20 protein-coding genes are annotated in these 21,795 nt (G+C 36.4%); 16 read left to right on the top strand and 4 right to left on the bottom strand.

Features of this window, described 5'->3' with window-relative positions:
• Window positions 1-113 precede the first annotated feature (113 nt).
• The 13 genes from nifJ (at window position 114) to rsxA (ending at window position 13,200) form a co-directional block, all read left to right on the top strand.
• Window positions 114-3,323, top strand: a complete 3,210-nt coding sequence (nifJ, locus tag OQ292_RS19895; protein WP_284683897.1) for a pyruvate:ferredoxin (flavodoxin) oxidoreductase — start codon at window positions 114-116, stop codon at window positions 3,321-3,323.
• A 64-nt stretch (window positions 3,324-3,387) separates the two neighbouring features.
• The gene (locus tag OQ292_RS19890) at window positions 3,388-4,434 is read left to right on the top strand and encodes a dihydroorotate dehydrogenase-like protein (protein ID WP_284683896.1); all 1,047 of its coding nucleotides are present in this window, start codon (window positions 3,388-3,390) and stop codon (window positions 4,432-4,434) included.
• Between the two features lie 189 nt (window positions 4,435-4,623).
• Window positions 4,624-5,154, top strand: coding sequence for a flavodoxin (locus tag OQ292_RS19885; RefSeq protein ID WP_284683895.1), 531 nt, complete (start codon window positions 4,624-4,626; stop codon window positions 5,152-5,154).
• Between the two features lie 284 nt (window positions 5,155-5,438).
• Window positions 5,439-6,500, top strand: a complete 1,062-nt coding sequence (locus OQ292_RS19880) for a hypothetical protein (RefSeq protein WP_284683894.1) — start codon at window positions 5,439-5,441, stop codon at window positions 6,498-6,500.
• Between the two features lie 81 nt (window positions 6,501-6,581).
• Window positions 6,582-7,082: a DUF6141 family protein gene (locus OQ292_RS19875; protein WP_284683893.1), complete on the top strand. Its 501-nt coding sequence runs from the start codon at window positions 6,582-6,584 to the stop codon at window positions 7,080-7,082.
• A 58-nt stretch (window positions 7,083-7,140) separates the two neighbouring features.
• Window positions 7,141-7,404: a hypothetical protein gene (locus tag OQ292_RS19870; RefSeq protein WP_284683892.1), complete on the top strand. Its 264-nt coding sequence runs from the start codon at window positions 7,141-7,143 to the stop codon at window positions 7,402-7,404.
• 179 nt (window positions 7,405-7,583) lie between these two features.
• Window positions 7,584-8,027: a SoxR reducing system RseC family protein gene (locus OQ292_RS19865; RefSeq protein WP_284683891.1), complete on the top strand. Its 444-nt coding sequence runs from the start codon at window positions 7,584-7,586 to the stop codon at window positions 8,025-8,027.
• Between the two features lie 11 nt (window positions 8,028-8,038).
• Window positions 8,039-8,950 carry an RnfABCDGE type electron transport complex subunit B gene (locus tag OQ292_RS19860; RefSeq protein ID WP_284683890.1) on the top strand — a complete coding sequence of 304 codons (912 nt, stop codon included), beginning with the start codon at window positions 8,039-8,041 and terminating at the stop codon, window positions 8,948-8,950.
• A gap of 12 nt (window positions 8,951-8,962) precedes the next feature.
• Entirely contained in the window at window positions 8,963-10,312 is a 1,350-nt protein-coding gene (gene rsxC / locus OQ292_RS19855) for an electron transport complex subunit RsxC (RefSeq protein ID WP_284683889.1), read from the top strand.
• 28 nt (window positions 10,313-10,340) lie between these two features.
• Entirely contained in the window at window positions 10,341-11,351 is a 1,011-nt protein-coding gene (locus OQ292_RS19850) for an RnfABCDGE type electron transport complex subunit D (protein ID WP_284683888.1), read from the top strand.
• Entirely contained in the window at window positions 11,348-11,929 is a 582-nt protein-coding gene (locus tag OQ292_RS19845) for an RnfABCDGE type electron transport complex subunit G (RefSeq protein WP_284683887.1), read from the top strand. Before OQ292_RS19850 ends, OQ292_RS19845 begins: the two co-directional genes overlap by 4 nt.
• Window positions 11,930-11,941: 12 nt before the next feature.
• Complete coding sequence (gene rsxE / locus OQ292_RS19840; protein WP_284683886.1) at window positions 11,942-12,577, top strand: electron transport complex subunit RsxE; 636 nt, start codon at window positions 11,942-11,944, stop codon at window positions 12,575-12,577.
• A gap of 50 nt (window positions 12,578-12,627) precedes the next feature.
• The gene (rsxA, locus tag OQ292_RS19835) at window positions 12,628-13,200 is read left to right on the top strand and encodes an electron transport complex subunit RsxA (protein ID WP_284683885.1); all 573 of its coding nucleotides are present in this window, start codon (window positions 12,628-12,630) and stop codon (window positions 13,198-13,200) included.
• A 17-nt stretch (window positions 13,201-13,217) separates the two neighbouring features.
• Here the strand turns inward: rsxA and OQ292_RS19830 are convergent, their stop codons facing one another.
• From OQ292_RS19830 to OQ292_RS19820, 3 genes are all read right to left on the bottom strand, one after another.
• Window positions 13,218-13,649, bottom strand: a complete 432-nt coding sequence (locus tag OQ292_RS19830) for a universal stress protein (protein WP_284683884.1) — start codon at window positions 13,647-13,649, stop codon at window positions 13,218-13,220.
• 50 nt (window positions 13,650-13,699) lie between these two features.
• On the bottom strand, window positions 13,700-14,230 hold the full coding sequence (locus OQ292_RS19825) for a hypothetical protein (protein WP_284683883.1): 531 nt from the start codon (window positions 14,228-14,230) through the stop codon (window positions 13,700-13,702).
• 264 nt (window positions 14,231-14,494) lie between these two features.
• Entirely contained in the window at window positions 14,495-15,223 is a 729-nt protein-coding gene (locus OQ292_RS19820) for a TPM domain-containing protein (RefSeq protein ID WP_284683882.1), read from the bottom strand.
• A gap of 39 nt (window positions 15,224-15,262) precedes the next feature.
• Between OQ292_RS19820 and OQ292_RS19815 the strand changes: the two genes are divergently transcribed.
• From OQ292_RS19815 to OQ292_RS19805, 3 genes are all read left to right on the top strand, one after another.
• A complete protein-coding gene (locus tag OQ292_RS19815; protein ID WP_284683881.1) occupies window positions 15,263-16,693 on the top strand; it encodes a TlpA family protein disulfide reductase in 1,431 nt (476 codons plus the stop codon).
• Between the two features lie 193 nt (window positions 16,694-16,886).
• On the top strand, window positions 16,887-18,287 hold the full coding sequence (locus OQ292_RS19810) for a 3' terminal RNA ribose 2'-O-methyltransferase Hen1 (protein WP_284683880.1): 1,401 nt from the start codon (window positions 16,887-16,889) through the stop codon (window positions 18,285-18,287).
• Window positions 18,277-20,859 (top strand): polynucleotide kinase-phosphatase, encoded by a 2,583-nt coding sequence (locus tag OQ292_RS19805; protein WP_284683879.1) that lies wholly within the window; start codon window positions 18,277-18,279, stop codon window positions 20,857-20,859. The genes OQ292_RS19810 and OQ292_RS19805 overlap by 11 nt, the downstream gene beginning before the upstream one ends.
• Window positions 20,860-20,864: 5 nt before the next feature.
• On the opposite strand, the gene OQ292_RS19800 is transcribed toward OQ292_RS19805, so the two are convergent.
• The gene (locus tag OQ292_RS19800; RefSeq protein WP_284683878.1) at window positions 20,865-21,791 is read right to left on the bottom strand and encodes a DMT family transporter; all 927 of its coding nucleotides are present in this window, start codon (window positions 21,789-21,791) and stop codon (window positions 20,865-20,867) included.
• Window positions 21,792-21,795: the final 4 nt, after the last annotated feature.

Genomic DNA, 21,795 nt, shown 5'->3' with positions numbered 1-21,795 from the left:
TGGCTTGACAGAACTCATGAAGAAACATTTTGAGGCTGTATATATTCACAACATCAATGTAGTGTAAAAGCTACCCAAGAAACAACTCAGGTCAAACGCTAAACTTTTTACATATGAACCAGGAGAAAAAATTTATTACCTGCGACGGAAATACCGCGGCGTCGAATATAGCTTATGCTTTTAGTGAGGTAGCGGCTATATACCCGATCACTCCATCTTCAGATATGGGTGAGAAAGCGGATGCCTGGTCTGCCCAGGGAAAGAAAAACATTTTTGGAGAAACTTTACAAGTTGTAGAGATGCAGTCAGAAGCTGGAGCAGCCGGAGCAATTCACGGCTCTTTAACTGGTGGAGCGCTAACTACAACTTTTACTGCTTCTCAAGGTTTGTTATTGATGCTGCCAAATATGTATAAAATTGCTGGTGAGTTATTACCAACAGTTTTTCATGTTTCTGCCAGATCAATAGCAGCTCAATCACTTTCTATTTTTGGTGACCATTCCGATGTGATGTCGGCTAGGATGACAGGCTTTGCTATGTTGTCTTCTGCCAATGTACAAGAAGCTCAAGATTTAGCAGCAGTTGCCCATCTTGCTGCATTAGAATCTAGCATTCCATTCCTACACTTTTTCGATGGCTTCCGTACTTCTCACTCTATTCAAAAAATTGAGTCTGTAAATTACGAAACACTTAAAAGCATGCTGAATATGGAGCATGTCGAGAAATTTAGAGAAGGAGCATTAAAACCAGACAATCCGGTTTGTAAAGTTGGTGCCCAAAACCCGGATGTTTATTTCCAAGGAAGAGAAACTGTAAACCGCTTCTACGATGCACTTCCTGCTATTGTAAAGAAATACATGGATTTGTATGCCGAAAAAACAGGTAGAAAATACGAACTGTTTGAATACACTGGTGCCGAAGATGCTGAAAAAATCGTGATTGCAATGGGTTCTGCTGTAGATACTATAGACGAAACACTGGAATACCTCAATGTAAAAGGAGAAAAAGTTGGTGCACTAAAAGTAAGATTATACAGACCATTCTCAGCAAAAGACTTTGTAGATAAAATACCTGCAACAGTTAAGAAAATTGCTGTACTAGACAGAACTAAAGAACCGGGTGCACCGGGTGAACCGCTTTACCTAGATGTTTGCGCTGCACTTAAAGGAAGAGATGTAGAGATTATTGGAGGTCGTTACGGACTATCTTCTAAAGAGTTTACTCCTTCTATGGTGAAAGCTGTTTTTGATCATCTAGAAAACAATGGCTGGCACGACTTTACAGTAGGTATCAATGATGATGTAACTCATTGCTCAATCGAAGTAAAAGAATACATAGATACAGAACAAGAAAATATTATCCGTTGCAAGTTCTGGGGTTATGGTTCAGATGGTACAGTAAGTGCCAACAAAAATGCAGTAAAAATTATCGGTGAGAAAACCAGTAAATTCGTTCAGGGTTACTTCCAATACGACTCTAACAAATCTGGTGGCTATACAGTCTCTCACTTGCGTTTTGGTGACAAGCCAATCAAATCAGAATACTTATTGAACAATGCTGAGTTTATCGCACTACACAGACAGCAATACATCGGCAAGTATGATATTCTAGAAGGTATTACAGAAGGTGGTACATTCTTATTAAATACAAGTAAGTCTCCTGATAAAGTATTCGATCTTTTCACAGAAGATATGCAAAATGCTATCAGAGAGAAAAATGTGAAAGTATATGTAATTGATGCTTCTAAAATTGCTAAAAAAGTTGGTTTAGGTGGTAGAATCAACAGTGTAATGCAAACAGCTTTCTTTAAACTCTCTGGTGTACTTCCTGAAAAAGAAGCCATCGAGATGATTAAGAAATACATAGAAAGCCAGTTTATGCGCAAAGGCAAAGAGATCGTAGAAATGAACTGGTTAGCGATTGATGCTGCTGTAGATGCCATTGAAGAAGTAGCCATCCCTGAAACCTCAGAAAAATTTGCAGAGATGAGTCCTGTTGTTCCAGAAGGTTCTGGTGAATTTGCAGAAAAAATAATGGATCCTGTACTTAGATTGAAAGGAGATAACATTCCTGTTTCTTTAATGCCGATTAATGGAGCCATTCCAACAGCAACCAAAAAACTTGAGCGCAAAGGTAAACCGGGTAATTCAATTAAATGGGTTGAAAAACTGCCATTTGTAAGTGAATGCAACACTAGCGAACCTTACTTTGAGCACCCAGGTAGCTGCTTAGGTTGTGGCGAAACTCCTTACATCCACGTAGTAACTCAGTTATTTGGTGATAGAATGATGATTGCCAATGCTACTGGTTGTTCTTCAATATTTGGTGGTACTTTCCCATCTACTCCTTATACTAAAGACGAAAATGGTAGAGGTCCAGCTTGGGCAAACTCATTATTCGAAGACAACGCAGAATATGGTTACGGAATGCGTTTAGCGGTTGATTCTAACAGACAACAACTCAAAACCAACTTAAATAATCTGGCACAATTGGCAGTAAATGAGCCACTTACTCAGGCAGTTCAAAAGTGTTTGTATTATTGGGAAGATGTAAATAACGATGCGAAAGTAGCTGCTGAAGAATTGAAAGGTTTATTACCAGAAGCATTAAAAAATGCTGATGAAAATGCGAAACCAGTAATTGCCAAAGTAATAGAGCTACAAGATTACATAGTTGATAAGAGTGTTTGGATATTTGGTGGCGATGGTTGGGCATACGACATCGGTTTCGGTGGACTCGACCACATTATGGCATCAAACAAAAATGTGAATGTGCTTGTAATGGATACTGAGGTTTACTCAAACACTGGTGGACAAGCTTCTAAAGCAACACCAAGAGGTGCGGTTGCCAAGTTTGCGGCCAATGGTAAACAACTAGGTAAGAAGAACCTTGGTTTAATGATGACCACCTACGGCAACGCTTATGTGGCTTCTGTAAACATGGGTATGAACAGAGAACAAGCAGCACAAGCACTGGTAGAAGCTGAAAAACACGAAGGGCCATCAATCGTGATTGCTTACTCACCTTGTATAGCTCACGGTTACGATATGAAGTTAACCAAAAAGCAATCTGAAAAAGCAACTAAGTCTGGCTACTGGCCGCTATATCGATTCAATCCTGAGTTGAGAGAAGATGGATTAAATCCATTTATCTGGGAAACTGAAGAAGCTAATGAAGAATTTGCTACTTATGTAGGTAATGAGATTAGATACAGAACCTTGCAAAGAGCAAATCCTGAAGAGGCTAAGAAGTTACTAAAACTCGCTAAGGAAGACAACAAACGTCGTTTCGATGATTTAAAACATCTCATGGAAGAACAATGAGTATAATACTGCTCCGATTAGTCGGAGCAGCTTTTTTTCCTTTTCCTTTCAAAAAACTTTAGTCATGATAGACCTCACCACAAAATATATGGGGATAACCCTCAAAAATCCCTTAATAGTTGGCGCAAGTAATCTAGTTCAGGATGTAAAAAACCTGAAAAAACTTGAGCAGGTTGGCGCCTCTGCCATCGTTTACAAATCTTTATTTGAGGAGCAAATTCAACTGGAATCTTTAGAAATGCAGCACGATCTGGAATCTTACGAAAACTGGGATCCTGAGCATGCTACATTATTTCCAGATATAGAACATGCTGGTCCGGCAGAATTTTTAATGCACTTAAAAGAAGCTAGAGAAGCTGTGCAAATACCAATGTTTGCAAGCTTAAATGCGGTTTATGAAGCATCTTGGATAGAGTATGCTAAGAAAATTAGTGAAACTGGTGTAGCCGGAATCGAATTGAATTTTTACCATAACGAAAATGATTTCGACAAAACACCAGATCAAATTGAAAAAGAACAACTACACATTATAAAGAAAGTAAAAGAAGTAGTTGATATACCAGTGAGCGTAAAACTCAGCCCTTATTATACCAACTCATTAAGAATGGTGAAACAGTTTGATAGAGCAGGTGCAGATGCATTCATTCTGTTTAATAGATTGTTTCAACCAGATATAGATATAGAAAACGAGGAACATCATTTCCCTTATAATTTTAGTGGCAGAAATGATAACAGACTTGCTTTAAGATATGCCGGTTTGCTTCACGATAACGTTCGGGGATCAATTTGTAGCAATACTGGTATTCACAGTGGTTCAGATGTGATTAAAATGCTATTAGCAGGTGCAGATGCCGTACAGGTAGTAAGTACCATTTACCGTAAAGGTATTTCACATATTGCTACTATGCTAGGTGCATTAGAAGAATGGATGATTGAGAAAGGATATGAAAAACTATCTGATTTTAAAGGAAATCTATCTAGTAAAAAGATGCAACACGACCTGTTTACATACAAAAGAGCACAGTATGTAGATATCCTTCTTAAATCAGAAAACTTTAACAAATATCATCCAAAAAACGAAGGGGAGTTGACCAGTGAAGAGCAATGGTGATTATTTTTTAAAAACCCGCTAAAAATCATTTTTTAGTGGGTTTTGCTTTTTTAAAACCTGAAGTTTTACTGCTTTTCTGCTATAAATAATCAATTTTCATCATGACATGTATCATTTTAATTAGGTAAGACTTCAGCTAAATTGGGAGCATAAACAAAGAAATTTATTCATATCTAAAATACTATTAAAATGGCAAAGGTAGGAATTTTTTACGGCTCAACTGATGGTAATACAGAAAGAGTTGTTGGTAAAATACAAAAAGCATTAGGTGGTGAAGATGTAGCTGCTTTATTAAATGTTGATTCAGCATCTGCTGAAGATTTTGATGATTTTGAAAATATAATATTAGCCTGCCCAACATGGGAAATTGGTGAATTACAAGAAGATTGGGATACATTTATTGATGAATTAGATGATATTGATTTTAGTGGTAAAAAAGTAACTTTTGTGGGTACAGGTGATGCAGATGGCTACCCAGATACTTTTGTAGATGCGCCAGGTATTATTTACGATAGAATAAAAGATAGCAGAGCTACATTTGTAGGTGCATGGCCAGTAGATGGATATGATTTTGAAGAATCTAAAGCTGTGGTTAACGAAGGCGAATTTCTTGGCTTAATCATCGATGAAGATAACCATTCTGAATTAACAGATGGACGTGTTGAGAAATGGGTAGAACAAATTACCAAAGAATTTGACTTAGAAGCAGCTAGTGTTTAAGCTGAATAGCTTTTATATAGAATCCAAAATTTTGAAACTTACCTGATCTCTAAAAGATGAGATCATAAACAGACAGGAAAAGGAGCTGTTGTAACAAAGTGTAGATTGGTAATTCCTGTCTGTTAATTTCCACAAAATTAGAATTACATTAGTTTTCCATTTAGCTGAGGTATTTATTCAGTAATAAATATCTCTACAAGGCAAAGGTTTATAATCTATTTGCGAATAGCTTAAACCCATTTTAACGAAACTATTTTTTATAGAACCGCACAGATACAAATATCATGGCTGCAATATCCAACAAAAAACCAGTTTTTGGCATTAGTCCTTCTCTTAGACAGTATCTACAAGATAATCATAGAGAAATAGATGTGCCGTTAGCATACTCAGATTTGTTTCACTATACCAGCTCTATTGCTTTAACTGATGTTAATGGAGATGATACACTTTGGGAAACAGTAATTTATGGGCCTGCAGATGAAAGTCATATTCATTACAGTCTTAAAAAAATATATGCGCTCTTAAAAGCAGGAGGGGATATATCTGTAATGAAACACGTAAAGGTAGACAGAGTGGATATGTGCTTGTATGGAAACACACGTCCATTTAGAGTGCGAATTGTAAACGAAATTAATGATTTGTTTGACTATTATTATCTAAAAGAAGCAGATGCTTCAAGAATCTACGGACTTGAGTTGGAGCACTTGCTTTCGCCAAACAAAATCAATTATCTTGTAAAGGGAAACACATTAATTGAAGAACATATACAGGGTGTACCTGGTGAGACTTTTATCAACAATTATGTAATTCCAGGAAAGATAAATGCTGGCAGACTTGCCAAAGAGTTTATCAAATTTAACGAGCGTTGTCTGGTACAACTTTTAGGAGATATGCGGGGAGATAACTTTGTAGTAGAAATCGTTCCAGATTTTGATGAAGTTCATTATCGTATAAGAGCGATAGATTTTGACCAACAGTCTTACGATGGCAGAAAAGCGATTTACATGCCGCAGTATTTTAAAGAAAATAATCCAATTATTAATCTGGGTATAAGTACCATGCGTCCTGAGCTTGAGTTGCAATACAGAAAAGAAGAGAGAGCCAGAATTGCCAACCGCATGAAAACAGTGAGCGTTCAGGTAAATCAATTGATAAATGCCATGGTTCACGACGAAGTCTCTAACGAAGAAAATGTAGACAGACTCAAATACGAATTAATGGAACTCTACAGAGACAATGAGTTTATCACTTGCAGAAATATGGGTGAGATTTTAAAAACTAGTTTAAAAATGTTGTTGAAAAAACCTGCAAGAAAAGAGTATAAAAACGCTGATGTTTTCGCTTGAGTTTAGTATATTGAGGTAGCCTGTCAATGAAATGGATTTTTTGTTGACGGGCTATTGTTGTTTAATTAAACTCAAATAGCCATGAACTCTACAGAAATTATCTTTGCTGAAAAACAACGGTTTCGCTCACCCTGGCTTTGGGGATTGCTCTTACCAGTTACAAGTATTTTTCTTTATGGGGTTGTGAGAAAGGTTTTTTACGATATTGATTTTATCATTAATATGCCAGAAATAACCCTGTATTTGTCTAGCGCTGTTTTGCTGTCTTTGGTTATTGTTTTCTATTACTTGGAAATGGAAACTCAGGTAAAAGAAGACGGTATTTATTTAAGGTTGGGATTGCTAAAAGGAGAATTTAAATATATTCCATTTTCTGAGGTAACATCGTACAAAGTGGTTAAATATAATGTATGGGAGAAAGGCGGCAGAGGTGTTTGTCAAACAGAGAATACATTAGCATTTACAGTGGTTGGCAATACAGCCATGGAATTTACCTTGTTGCATGGTAAAACTTTGCTGGTAGGCACATCAGATGCAGAAGATTTCTTTAGAAGCCTCAATAAAATGCGTATATTTAATTAATGCTATTTCAAATAATTGCGAGTATGAAATAATAATGGAGTATTAAACCCAATAAACCATGAAACTACTAAGCAATGCAGCAAAAGTGAATATTCTTATTGGTACTATCTCATTTTTAGTACTGCTTTTAGCTTATTCATCATTTACAGATATTTTAAGTAAATCTGCAACCAATGCGGAAGTACTCAGCGAAGAACAATTCTACTTTCAATTGGCAACTGCTGCAGTTACATTATTTCATATTAGCACATTTGTTACACTGTATTTCTTGTTCAAATACATCAGGAAAAAGAGAAATAAACCAGAAGAAATTATACAGTAATATTTTACAATTGCTTACTCCGTGTAGCTGTTTTGTAGGTCTAATGCTTGCAAAGCAGCTTTTTTGTTTCTCAATGCTGACCAAATACATTTGAAAAGCTAATAAATGTCATGTGAATAGCTTGCTGATGGTGGTACTTTTAAAGAGTAATATAAACTCCCTCGCTTGAGGTATTTACCATGTCAGTAACTAGATCAACATCTGAAATTATTGAACATAAAGGCCTTATTAGAGCAATTAATAATGGTCGCGCAGAAGTGAGTCTATTCGACGTTTCTGGCTGTTCATCTTGTGCCATTAAAAGTGCCTGTAATACTTTTTCAGCAGATGAGGCTCAACAAGAGAAAATTGTAGCAGTTCCTGTTAACACAAAAAGTTTTCATGTTGGCGAGGTAGTGCAGGTCGAAATGGATTACTCGCAAGGTATGTTAGCACTATTCTGGGCTTATATTTTCCCTCTATTTTTACTGCTTGCAGGTATTATTATTCCATTAGAAAATGGATTTAACGAGTTAAGAGCTTCTTTAATAGCCCTCAGTATTTTACCTGTTTACTACTTGCTACTATTAATGTTCAGATCATTTTTTTCTAAAAAATTTCAGTTTCGGATTAAGAAAACATAAATCATCTTGTCATGAATCAACTATTGCTATATACCATCTTTTCACTCACCGCATTGGGCATTATTGCAGCAGTAGTACTATACTTTATATCAATAAAATTCCATGTGGTTGAAGACGCTAGAATTGCACAAGTAGAAGATGTGCTACCCAATACCAATTGTGGGGGATGTGGTTTGCCTGGATGTAAAGCTTTTGCAGAGTCGGCAGTTAAGAGCTGTACAGAAAGTGGCTCTCTAGGAGATATGCATTGCCCGGTTGGTGGAAACGAAGTAATGAAACAAGTAGCCGATGCATTGGGAGTTACTGTAGAAGAAAAAGACCCATACGTGGCAATTGTTCGTTGCTCAGGCTCTTTTGAACACAGACCGAGAACCAACGTGTACGATGGTATCGAAAGTTGTTCTTTAGCATCAAGTCTGTATGGTGGAGATACTGGTTGTGAGTTCGGTTGTTTGGGTTTAGGAGAATGTGTAGATGCTTGCCAGTTCGATGCCATGTATATGGATCCAGTTACAGGTTTACCAGTGGTAGATGAAGAAAAATGTACCGCTTGTAATGCTTGTGTAACTGCCTGCCCTAAAAACATAATCACACTCTGGCCAAAAGGAAGAAGAAACAGACGCATATACGTAGGCTGCCTCAATACAGATAAAGCAGGGGTAGCCAGAAAAGTATGTGAGGTTTCTTGCTCAGGTTGTGCCAAATGTGCCGATGTATGCAAGTACGATGCAGTAAGTATAGAAAACAATCTGGCGACCATAGATCCGGAACTTTGCAAATTATGTAGAAAATGCGAAGATGTTTGTGATGCGCACAACATCATTACAGCAAATTTCCCTGAAAAGAAAAAGAAAACAACAGATGCTGCTTCTGACGACAAGCCTGACAGAAGAGCTTCGAAAAGAAATAAGGAAACAGTTTAAAAATTGAATACGATGGCTGGATTACTTCATAAACTGAAAACATTTTCTCAGGGAGGTGTGCATCCCCAAGAGCAAAAAATTTCTCAAAAGATTGCAACTGAAAAATTGCCATTGCCTAAGATGGTAGCCATACCAGTTTCGCAGCATATTGGTAAACCTGCTGTTCCTGTGGTTGAGCGTGGTGATATGGTAAAAGTGGGACAGGTAATTGCCAAAACCGAAGGTTATGTGTCTGCTAATATCCATTCTTCTGTTTCGGGTAAAGTGGGTAAGATAGATATGGTAACAGATAGCAGTGGTTATAAAAGGTTAGCCATCAACATAAGGGTAAAAGGTGATGACTGGCTCGAAACCATAGATCAAACTCCCGACCTTATTAAAGAGTGTAATCTCAATCCAGATGAGATAATCACAAAAATACTAGAAGCCGGTATTGTTGGGCAGGGTGGTGCTGCATTTCCAGCTCATGTAAAGTTGAAAGTTCCAGAAGGTAAAAAGGTTGATTACCTCATAATTAATGGCGTAGAATGCGAGCCTTATCTTACAGCAGATCATAGGTTGATGTTAGAAAACCCAGATGAGATTTTAGTAGGGGCAAGCATTCTCATGAAAGCACTGCAAGTAGAAAAAGCCATTATCGGGATAGAGGCTAATAAAAAAGACGCGATTGTATTATTGCAACAAAAAGCCACCGAATATACAGGTATCAAAGTAGTTGCACTTGAAGTAAAATATCCGCAAGGAGGTGAAAAGCAATTGATAAAAGCATTGCTTAACCGCGAAGTACCTCCCGGTGGTTTACCTGCCGATGTTGGCGCTGTGGTACATAATGTAGGAACTGTATTTTCGGTCTATCAAGCAGTACAAAAAAATAAGCCTCTTATTGAGCGAATAGTAACAGTTACTGGAAAATCTGTAGCTGCTCCGGGTAACTTTTGGGTGAGAATCGGCACACCAGTTTCTACTTTAATCGAGGCTGCGGGTGGTTTGCCAGAAGATACTGGTAAAGTAATAAGTGGTGGCCCGATGATGGGTAAAGCACTAAACAATATGGATGTTCCTATAGCCAAAGCCACTTCTGGTATTTTACTTATTCCAGAACCAGAAACTAAAAGAGGTAAAGTATATAGCTGTATTCGCTGTGGAAAATGTGTAGAAGCTTGCCCGATGGGTTTAGAGCCTTTCCAAATGATGTTGCTTTCTAAGAAAGGCTTATTAGATGAAGCCGAAAGAGAAAACATTATGGACTGTATAGAGTGTGGTTCATGCTCATTTGAATGCCCAAGTAACAGACCAATTCTGGATTATATGCGATTAGGTAAAAACCTCATTAGAAAAGAAAAAGCAGCTAAAAAAGGATAGGATTATAAGATTTTGAAAAATTAAAGTCATGAATGCGAAATTACTAACAGTAGCTCCTTCTCCCCATGTTCATCAGGAACAGTCGGTGAAAAAAATCATGTACGGTGTAATTATTGCCATGCTGCCTGCTTTGCTGGTTTCAGTGTATGTTTTCGGTATCATTGCTTTGTATGTAAGTGCAGTTGCAGTCGCATCCTGTATTGTTTTCGAATATGCCATCCAAAAATATCTATTAAAAGAAACTCCAGATGTGTCTGATGGTTCGGCGATTATTACTGGTTTACTATTGGCTTTTAATGTGCCTTCTAACTTGCCTTGGTACATCATCGTAATTGGTAGTTTAGTCGCCATTGGTATCGGTAAAATGTCTTTTGGTGGTTTAGGTGGAAATCCATTTAATCCGGCACTGGTTGGTAGGGTTTTCCTTCTCATCTCTTTTCCAGTTCAAATGACTAGCTGGCCTTTAGCTGCCAATGCTTTTTTTGAGATTGATGGAGTAACCGGAGCCACACTTTTAGGAGCGGTAAAAGAAGGTTTAAAAAACGGAGAGAGTGTACAAACCCTGATGGAAAATGCACCGAGTTACACACAAATGCTTTTGGGTTATCAAGGAGGTTCTTTGGGAGAAATATCTGCCATAGCCATTTTACTAGGCTTCGGTTGGATGCTCTATAAGAAAATAATTACATGGCATACCACAGTGAGTATGCTAGTTTCGATTGCCTTGTTTAGCGGTATTTTCTGGTTGGTTAATCCAGGTATGTATCTAAACCCAATGGTACATTTATTAACTGGTGGTGTGATGTTAGGTGCTGTTTTTATGGCAACCGATTATGTAACCTCGCCAGTTACGCATAAAGGTCAAATACTTTTTGGTGTAGGTATCGGCTTAATCACTGTGTTGATCAGATGTTTTGGTAGTTACCCAGAAGGTGTTTCATTCGCCATTCTCATTATGAATGCCTTTGTGCCTATGATCGACAAATATGTTAAACCACATCGCTTTGGTGCCACATCATTAAAATCTTCAAGAAAATGAAAAAGAAAGAATCTTCATTTATCAATATGTTTTTAACACTGGCAGTGGTAACACTGGTGGCTTCAGCATCACTTGGGTTTGTGTATGATTTAACAAAAGGTCCCATTGCCAAAGCACAACTCGAAAAGCAAAAAGCTGCTATTTCAGATGTGTTACCGGGTTTTGATAACAATCCGATTGATGAAGCTGTGAGTTTTGCCGTAGCCAATAGTAGTCAGGCAGATAGCTTGTTGTTTTATCCGGTAAAGAAAGAAAATGAATTATTGGGTTATGCAGTAAAAACAGTTTCTGCCAAAGGTTATAGTGGCGAAATTTGGTTAATGGTAGGCATCAATCAACAAGGCGAGGTTAAAAACATTGCCGTACTCGACCATAAAGAAACACCGGGTCTCGGTTCAAAAATCAGTACTGAAAATTTTAAAAATCAATTTGAAGGAATTACTTCAAGTTCTTCAGATATAAAAGTGAAAAAAGACGGAGGTGAAATTGATGCAATCTCAGGAGCAACCATTTCTTCTAGAGCAGTTTGCGAGGCTGTAGAAAAAGCATTAGTCACCTGGAAAGAAAATGCAAACTAAAATTTTAGAATGATGGAAAAGACAATTTCATCCAGAGAAAATTTTTTAAAAGGCTTTATTCGTGAAAATCCGGTTTTCAGTTTATTACTCGGATTGTGCCCAACATTAGGAGTTACTTCCACCGCCATAAACGGATTGGGTATGGGCTTGGCAACGACCTTTGTATTGCTGATGTCTAACACGGTAATTGCCCTAGTTAAAAACCTGATTCCAGATAAAGTAAGAATCCCATCATTTATCGTAATTATCGCCTCATTCGTAACCATTGTCGATTTGGTAATGGCAGGTTTCTTACCAGCATTACATGCACAATTGGGTTTATTTATTCCATTAATCGTGGTGAACTGTATCGTGTTGGGTAGAGCGGAAGCTTTTGCTTCAAGAAATACAGTGGCTTCATCTGCGGTAGATGGTTTGGGTATGGGGTTAGGTTTTGCTTTTGCCCTCACCATTTTAGGAACTGTAAGAGAGGTAATCGGTAGTCTTTCCATCTTCGGTTGGAAATTTATGGAAGGTGATGGCTTATTGGTATTTGTGTTGGCACCGGGAGCTTTTATCGCTTTGGGATTCTTAATTGCCATTGTGAACTGGTATAAAAGAATGCAGGATAAAGCCGCAGTAGAAAATAAAAAAGAAGTAGCCGCATAGTTGGTCAAAACGAATTGTGCTAACTATAAAAATTTTAAAATAACATCGTCATGGAATATTTTATCATCATCATATCCGCGATATTTATTAATAACATCATCTTCTCACAATTTTTGGGAATTTGTCCTTTCCTTGGTGTTTCTGGTAAGAGTTCAACCGCAATTGGGATGAGTGGAGCTGTTATGTTTGTAATGACTATCGCCACCATCGTAACTTACTTGTTGCAACACTATGTGCTCGAACCTTTCGGTATCACATTTTTGCAAACAGTGGCTTACATTCTCATTATCGCTTCGCTGGTGCAAATGGTAGAAATTATACTTAAAAAAGTGAGCCCTGCCATGTATCAGGCTTTGGGTGTATTTCTTCCATTAATCACTACCAACTGTGCGATTTTAGGTGTGGCTCTTTTGGTTGTGCAAAAAGATTTTAACTTGTTACAAAGTGTCATTTTTGCGGTGTCTAGTGCTGCTGGGTTTGGTTTAGCCATCGTACTTTTTGCCGGAATAAGAGAAAGACTCGAATTCTCAGAGTTACCAGAAGGCATGAAGGGCGTACCCGCTGCATTATTAGTAGCAGGTATACTTTCTATGGCATTTATGGGATTCTCAGGAATGGTTTAAGCAAAATAGTTGGTGATTTACATAGGAACAACCAGAACGGGAATCTTAGACTTGTTAATAATTTGCTCAGACACACTACCAAAGAATGCTTTGTAAAAGAAACTGTGTTCTTGGTGACCAATAATAATTAAGTCTGCATTTAATTTCTTGGCCTCTTCAATTACCATTTCAATAGTAGAGCCTTGGATGAGCAGACTTTCAGTTTTTATACCTTGCGCATTTATTTGGAGCGCATAATCATTTAATTGCTTATGTTCTTTCTTGAGGGTATTGGCTCTAAAATCCCTTTCGTTTTGTGGGCCTGCATCATAACCAACAAAATCGGGGTCTGGTGCAGCGATATGAATCACCCATAACTTAGCATTAAAAGCTTTACCTAGTTCAATTGCTTTATCAATTATAAGTTGATCGCAATCATCAAAGTCGATGGAAACTAATATGTTATTCATTTTTATATCCTGTTTTTACAATAATAACAAGATATAAGTGATGAGGGTTTTTAAAAACTGATTCCAAAATTTAACCCTAGAGGACTAAAGAGGATCTTATCTGTATCTAGTCCTGAAAATGGAACTTGTAAAAATATTCTGAAATTAATATTGTCGGCTTCTTCTGGTGAGAGTCTATATCCAATTATTGGATAAAATAGATATGGTTGGCTGGTATTTCCCACTATATTCGTGCCGCCTAATCCAAACTCAAAGAAGTGTCGCTCTTTTCCTATATTTCCAGTAATGTGATGTGGTATAGTAAAAAAAATTTCAGGTGATGGTGAATTGGTACATGAACCTGAAAAACAAAGATTCAGTTGAAATTCTTTATTAAATCCAGCACCTAATTTACTGGTTAAAATGAAAGACGGATTGATTATAAATTGCCTTTTATAATTTATTGAAATTAATGAGGCATCTCCAAGTAAATTTAGACTGATGCTATTTAATGGTCTTTCATCAATGAGTTCATCATCATCTTGAGCAAACAGAGCTACACTCACAGATAATTGCAATGCAACTAATATAAGCATTTTCATTAACTCATAATTTAATGTCTTTATACTATTAAAGAGACTAGCTAATACCATAAATAGCGGTATTATTTAATTTATTCTCATTTAAAATAAGAATGAAAGGCATCAAAAAAAAAGCTATTCTTTAAAACATGGAATTAAGGCTTTGTTTTTGGAAACAATGTATATGATCGATTGATACTACTAATTTTTAGAAAGCTTTCTTTAGGTGGTTTTATTGGGTTTCCGATCATCTTGATTTTCACTCATAAATATCACTAGGTTTATTTAATCGCCACCATCTCCTCCATAGCTACCACCTGCACCTCCGCCACCGAAACTTCCTCCTCCAGTGTCACCTCCATTAAATCCACCAAAATTTCCAAATCGTTTTTTTGAATACTTCTTGGTTTCTGGATCAAACCCACCTATTTTTTTGTAATCGTAAATTATATAAGCAAGGAGCCCAACAATTAAAATAATTAGTAGTGAATATTTCCAGTAATTAGCTTTATTAGAACTAGCTATGTTAGTTTCATTCAGTTTTAATTCAATGTGAGAAATACCATTTGATATTCCATTATAGAAATGCCCATTTTTTAATTCAGGTAAAATGTAAATGTCAATGATACTTTGGACTTCCTCATTAGCTAAGTGTTTTTCTGTACCAGTACCAGTTGCAACAAAGACTTCTTTATCTAATTTCGAAATTAATATAAGTACACCATTGTTTTTATCGCTTTGACCAACTCCCCAGCTATTACCGATAGCAGTTGCGAGTTCCCTTTTGTCATAGCCTTTTAATTCTTCCAAAATGCAAACAGCATATTCAACTTTTGAAAGGTTTTTAAGTGAATCAATTTGTTTGGTTAAATCATTTTCTTCTTCTGTATTTAATAGGTCAGCATAGTCATTTACAGAACCTTTACTTTTAAATGATTCGGCATATTCTTTTATCGACTGGGCAATACAATAGTTGAAAGAAATAAAGAATATAAAAAATGAAATTACTTTCATAATCGAGTTTGAATGTGAGCTGATTGAAATATGATGTTAATGTATATTCCTACTAAATATTTGACTTTTTTTACTCTAAAATGCCAACATTTTTGGGTTTTATACCAAAAAAAAGTGATTTTATCACTAGGTTTATTTATGCTAAACTTAAACAAATACATTTTTGTAATTATACTATTGCTAAGTATAAAGCTAAAAGGCCATTGTCAAGATGATACAAATCACATCTTAATATCAATAGAATTACCCGCAAAAACAGGGTTTTTATTAAATCTATATAATGACAATTTAGTTGCATATCCTGTAGATTTCCAAAACACTACAGCAGATACAAAAACTATCAAACAATATATTCCTCGAACGCAAGTGCATCAAGAAATACTATATTTTAGTACGCTAGCAAAAGTTCACCAATATTTCATAGTTGATGAACAATATAGTGAGGTAAACTTTGAATATGAACCGCAGAACAAAACTCTAATTCCAGCAAGTCAATCCATAGCTGACCATTCAGCTTTTGACAGAAATTATGATGAATTTATGTCGAGGTTTGTTAGAAAAGATAGAGTTAAGAATCGCAATTATAATATAGAAAAGGAAAAAGAGGAGCTTAAAAAACTGTATCTATCCTACAACAAGACTTATAAAAGCGATCCTTTTTTAACAAAGTTGAACACTATAAAATATTACAATACTCTACAACTTTTAGCCCCTGATGATTCAAACCTACATGAGTTTTTACATAATGTCAGTGATTCAACTTTATTTGTCCAAAACATGAGGGGGTTATTTTTTGTATACATCAAAAATAATTTTGATAGCCTAAATTTTGAGCATTTAAATACAGAGAATTATAGTGATGCATTTATCAAATATTTCTCTATTGGTACTTATAGTTTTTTAAGTAATAAAGCATTTAAAGATAACCCAAAATATCAACCCTTAATTGACTGGTTTATAACATCAGAGTTTTACAAGAGTAATCCCGACCGTATAAGAAAAAATATTTTACCAGTAGATAAAGTGGCCTTCAAAAAGCAACTTCAAAAATTGACGCTACAAGATGTTTTCCAGGATGACTTCAGCATTGAACAAATTACTAAAAAAATTCCAGCCGATTTTTACTTGCTGGATTTTTGGGCTACTTGGTGCAAGCCATGTATAGAAGGTTTTAAAATAATAGAGGACCTCGACCTGCCTGAAAATTTGCAAGTAATTAATATTAGTCTTGACCAAAATGAATACGAGCAGAAATGGCAAGAAATGAGTCAAAGCTTAAATTTGAAAAATAGCTACCACCTTCCTAAAGATTACTTTGGCTCTCAAGAATTTTTTCAGCTATTAGAATTAAAGTCTGTACCTCGGTATATCTTAATATATAAAGATATGAACCTAATTGATGAGGCTTTTTATCAGCCACACCAACCTGAGTTTATCAAAAAGTTACGGGCTTATTGCAGGAGCAAGTAGAAGGTTATACACTTACTTAATCAAGTTGAAGGTATTATAATTTTTACATTACAAACAACCCTCACTCATTCCATCAATTTCAAACAAATTAAGTTTTGTAAACAAACTGCCTACCCAAATTTTATCAATAAGATTGGTGATCTATTGATATTCTGTTTAATTATGCGATCAGAATATTATTAAAAATAGTTCTATGTTGTTAAATATTACTACCACACATTATCCTGCAACTGATCTAGGTTATTTGCTTCACAAACATCCAGATCGATTTCAAAGTGTAGATTTATCTGTTGGTAAAGTGCATATTTTTTATCCCGAATGTACCGAAGAAAAAGCCACTGTTAGTATCCTCTTGGATATAGATTCTGTGGATATGGTGAAGAAGGCAAAAGTGAAAGGTAATGAAGGTTTTGCTTTGGGGCATTATGTAAATGATAGACCTTATGTGGTTTCGTCTTTAATGAGTGTGGCTTTGTCTAAAGCTTTTTCTTCAGCAATGAATGGCAAATGTAAAGATAAACCAGAGCTTATCGATCAAAAGCTGCCTATTGAAGTAGAAATACCCACTTTGCCAGCCCCTGCCGGTGGAGAAACACTTATCAGAAATTTGTTTGAGCCTTTAGGTTACGATGTGGAGGTTAAGCGCCATCGATTAGATGAAAAATTTAAAGAATGGGGCGATAGCAAGTATTATTCTGTAGTGCTTAAAAACATGGTGACAGTAAAAGATTTGCTTTCTCACTTGTATGTGCTCATTCCTGCATTAGATAATGATAAACATTATTTTGTAAGTGAAGATGAAGTTGAAAAGCTTTTAAAAAGAGGTGAAGGTTGGTTGCATGCTCATCCTAAAAAAGATAATATAACTCGCAGGTATTTGCTCAATTTGAAATCACTAACTCGCGAAGCTTTCTCTAGAATTAATGAAGAAGAAGGTATTTTGGAAAATGAGGATCAAGCAGTAAATACAGAATTAAAGAAGAAAAAAGAAACTTTACATCAGAAACGATTAAATCTGGTAGTAGAAAAATTGCTTGAAACTTCTGCGGCTCGCATACTCGATCTTGGTTGTGGCGAGGGCAAGTTGATTAAGTTACTTATGAAGCATAAGCAGTTTTCGGAGATTCATGGAATGGATGTGAGTTACAGAGAATTGATAAAGGCAAAGCAAAATTTGCATTTCGATGAGTTGGCTCCGAGAATGCAAGAAAAGTTAAATCTATTTCAAGGTTCGCTTACTTACAGAGATCAGCGATTAGCCGGTTTTGATGCTGCGGCAGTGGTAGAGGTAATTGAGCATATGGATTTAAACAGGTTGAAAGCTTTTGAAAGAGTGCTTTTTGAGTTTGCCAAACCCAATGTAGTGGTGCTAACTACACCGAATAAAGAATATAATACAATGTTTGAAGGTATGTCTGATGATGCGATGCGTCATGACGACCACCGTTTCGAATGGACAAGAGAAGAATTTAAAAATTGGGTGGAAAAGATTGCTGAAAATTACGCTTACAGTTTTGAGATTTTTCCGATAGGAGACGAAGAAGTTAATGTTGGTGCACCTTCACAAATGGTTGTTTTTAAAAATGGAAATTAAGATACCCGAATTATCACTTGTTGTTTTAATAGGAGCTTCTGGCTCCGGTAAAAGTAGTTTTGCTAAAAAACATTTCAAAGAAACAGAAGTGCTCTCATCAGATTATTGCAGAGCCTTGGTTTCTGATGATGAAAATAACCAGAAAGCTACAGACGATGCTTTTGATGTATTGAATTACATTGCTGCCAAAAGATTAAAAAATGGTTTGCTAACTGTAATTGATGCGACCAATGTGCAGAAAGCTTCAAGAAACAGTCTGGTTGCACTAGCGAGAAAATTCCATTGCTTGCCTGTAGCAATCGTCTTGGATTTACCAGAAAGTGTTTGTGCTGAAAGAAACAAAAACAGAACAGACAGAAATTTGGGTAACCATGTAATTAGAAATCAGCGACTGGATTTAAAGCGTTCGGTGAAGAAGTTGAAGTTAGAAGGCTTTAGGCATATCTTCCATTTTAAATCAGAGGAAGAAATTAATGCTTTAAGCAACATCAATAGAGATAAACTTTATACAAACAAAAAAGAAGAAACAGGTCCATTTGATATAATAGGAGACGTTCATGGTTGCTACGATGAGTTGGTCTTGTTACTTCAAAAGTTAAATTACCAACTTGAACAAGTTGAATATGATAACAAACAGTTTGGCATAAAGGTAACTCCGCCAGCAGGTAGAAAAGCCGTTTTCTTGGGCGATTTGGTCGATCGTGGTCCAGCTTCGCCACAAGTATTAAAACTGGCAATGAGTATGGTGAATACTGGTTCAGCACTTTGTGTTCCGGGCAATCACGATGTAAAACTCAATAAATACCTCAATGGCAAAAAAGTGCAGATCAAGCACGGTTTGCAAGAAACCATTGAACAACTGGCATCTGAAACCGATGAATTTAAAAGAGAAGTAAAAGAGTTTATCTACAATCTCAGAAGCCATTATGTATTAGATGGCGGTAAATTGGTAGTCGCTCATGCTGGCTTAATTGAAGAAATGCAGGGCAGAGGTTCTGGAGCAGTTCGCTCTTTCTGTTTGTATGGAGAAACGACAGGCGAAATAGACGAATTTGGTTTACCAGTGAGGTACAATTGGGCGAAAGAATACAGAGGTGCAGCAAAAGTAATTTATGGACATACGCCAGTGCCAGAAGCGGAGTGGTTTAATAAGACAATAGATATTGATACTGGATGTGTTTTTGGTGGTAAGCTTACCGCATTACGCTATCCAGAAGAAGAGTTGGTCGCTGTTGATGCCAAAGAAGTGTATTGTGAACCTGTGAGACCTTTGCATGTCAATCCTTTAAAAGATAATTCAGAACTATCTTCTCAACAATTGTATGATGACTTATTGAACATTGAAGATGTAACAGGTAAAAGAATTGTACAAACAAGGCTAAGAAACAATATTACGATTAGGGAAGAAAACTCGATTGCTGCATTGGAAGTAATGAGTCGTTTTGCCATCAATCCGAAATGGCTGATGTACTTGCCACCAACTATGTCGCCTTGTGGTACGAGTACATTACCTGATTATCTGGAATATCCAGAACAAGCATTGAACTATTATAGAAAGCGTGGAGTGAAAAATGTGATTTGCGAAGAAAAGCACATGGGCTCAAGAGCTGTATTAGTGGTTTGTAAAGATGAAGAAACAGCACTTAAACGCTTCGGTGTTGAAGATGAAGGAATAGGCATTTGTTATACGCGAACAGGTAGAAACTTTTTTAATGATACTGAGCTAGAAAAAGCCTTTCTTGAAAGAGTGAGTTATTGCCTAACCGAAACAGGTTTTTGGAAGGAGCATAATACTGATTGGGTTTGTTTAGATACGGAGTTAATGCCTTGGTCTGCAAAAGCACAGGCATTAATTAAAGATCAGTATGCTTCTGTGGGAGCTGCTGCAACTATGGCATTACCAGCAGTAAACAAGGCATTAGAAGCAGCCAAAAATAGAGGAATAAAAGATATTGATGCTGTTTTGCAAAAGTTTACTGAGAAGGAAGGTATGATGTCGAAATATGTAAAAGCTTACAGACAATACTGTTGGCCAGTAAAAACTTTGCTCGACTTTAAATTGGCACCTTTCCACATACTCGCCACAGAAGGAGCAGTGCATACAGATAAAAATCACTTATGGCATATGGAAACTATTGCTAAAATCTGCCAAGGCGATCCTGATTTGTTTACTGCAACTCCTTATAAGTTAGTCGATTTTGATGCAGAAGATACAGTGAAAGAAGCTATTAACTGGTGGGAAGAACTTACTGCTAAAGGTGGAGAAGGAATGGTGGTAAAACCTCTAGATTTTATTACTTATGGTAAAGAAGGTTTATTGCAACCTGCTGTAAAATGTAGAGGCAAAGAATACCTCAGAATTATTTATGGTCCAGATTATGATTCGCCAGAAAACATAGAAAGATTGAAAAACAGAGGCTTATCTAGAAAGCGTTCTATGGCAATCCGCGAATTTGCTTTGGGTGTAGAATCCTTAGAAAGGTTTGTGAAAAAAGAACCTCTTAGAAGAATTCACGAAAGTGTATTTGGTGTACTTGCACTCGAAAGTGAAGTAGTTGATCCAAGATTATAAAAAACTTAGGCTGCCTTTTTATTTGCATCTTTACGGGCGGCCTTTGCTCTTTCCCATTTACTGATTTTCTTGTCCAGATAGGGGTAAATCATTACAGAAGATAAGATAATTAAAGTACCCGCATAAAATCCATCACTCATTTTTTCTGCTTCACCATAAATAAAAAATGCCAATATAATTCCATACACCGGTTCGAGGTTGGTGGTAAGATTTACATTATAGGCAGAAATGCGCTTCATAATTTCTATGCTGGCATAAAATGCATATACAGTACAAATAATAGCTAGTAAGAGCATATAGAAGAAATCTAGCCCTTCCATGCTTAAGTCTAGAGCACCTGTGTTTGTAAAGTATTTTGTATAAACCGGGAAGAATATGACTGTAAACAAACAGGCGCCTATCATCTCATAAAATGTAATGGTAATAGGAGGATAAACTTTAGTAAAACGGGCATTTATTATGGTGAAAATTGCACCTAAACATGCTGATAATAGAGCCAATAATAAACCATTTATATGCTCTAGTTCAAATTGAAAAATAGTGTATAAGCCTAGTATTACTACAAAACCCAAAACGAGTTCGTACCACTTCAGCTTGGTTCTGTTAATGATGGGCTCCAACAAAGCAGTAAATAGGGAAGTAGTTGCCATACCTGCCAAGCAAATGCTTATTTTTGAAATTCTGGCTGAGGCAAAAAAAGTAATCCAATGAGCACCTACAAGCATGCCCACGGCAATAAAATAGAAAATAGCTCTTGGTTTTAAGATAATTTTTCTGCCTAATACTACTAATAACACTAGCAAAGCAAGTGCGGCAATTAATGTTCTGTAAAAAACAACTTCTACTGCAGGAAGACTTATTTCTTTTCCTAAAATAGATGTAAAGCCCCAGATAAAAACTATCAGGTGTAACTTTAACTGATCTTTAATCATGTAT

This window comes from Chondrinema litorale, from assembly GCF_026250525.1.
GTDB classification, from domain to species: domain Bacteria; phylum Bacteroidota; class Bacteroidia; order Cytophagales; family Flammeovirgaceae; genus Chondrinema; species Chondrinema litorale.
Note: the sequence above shows the minus strand (reverse complement) of the source record. Positions and strands in the feature narration are given on the sequence as shown.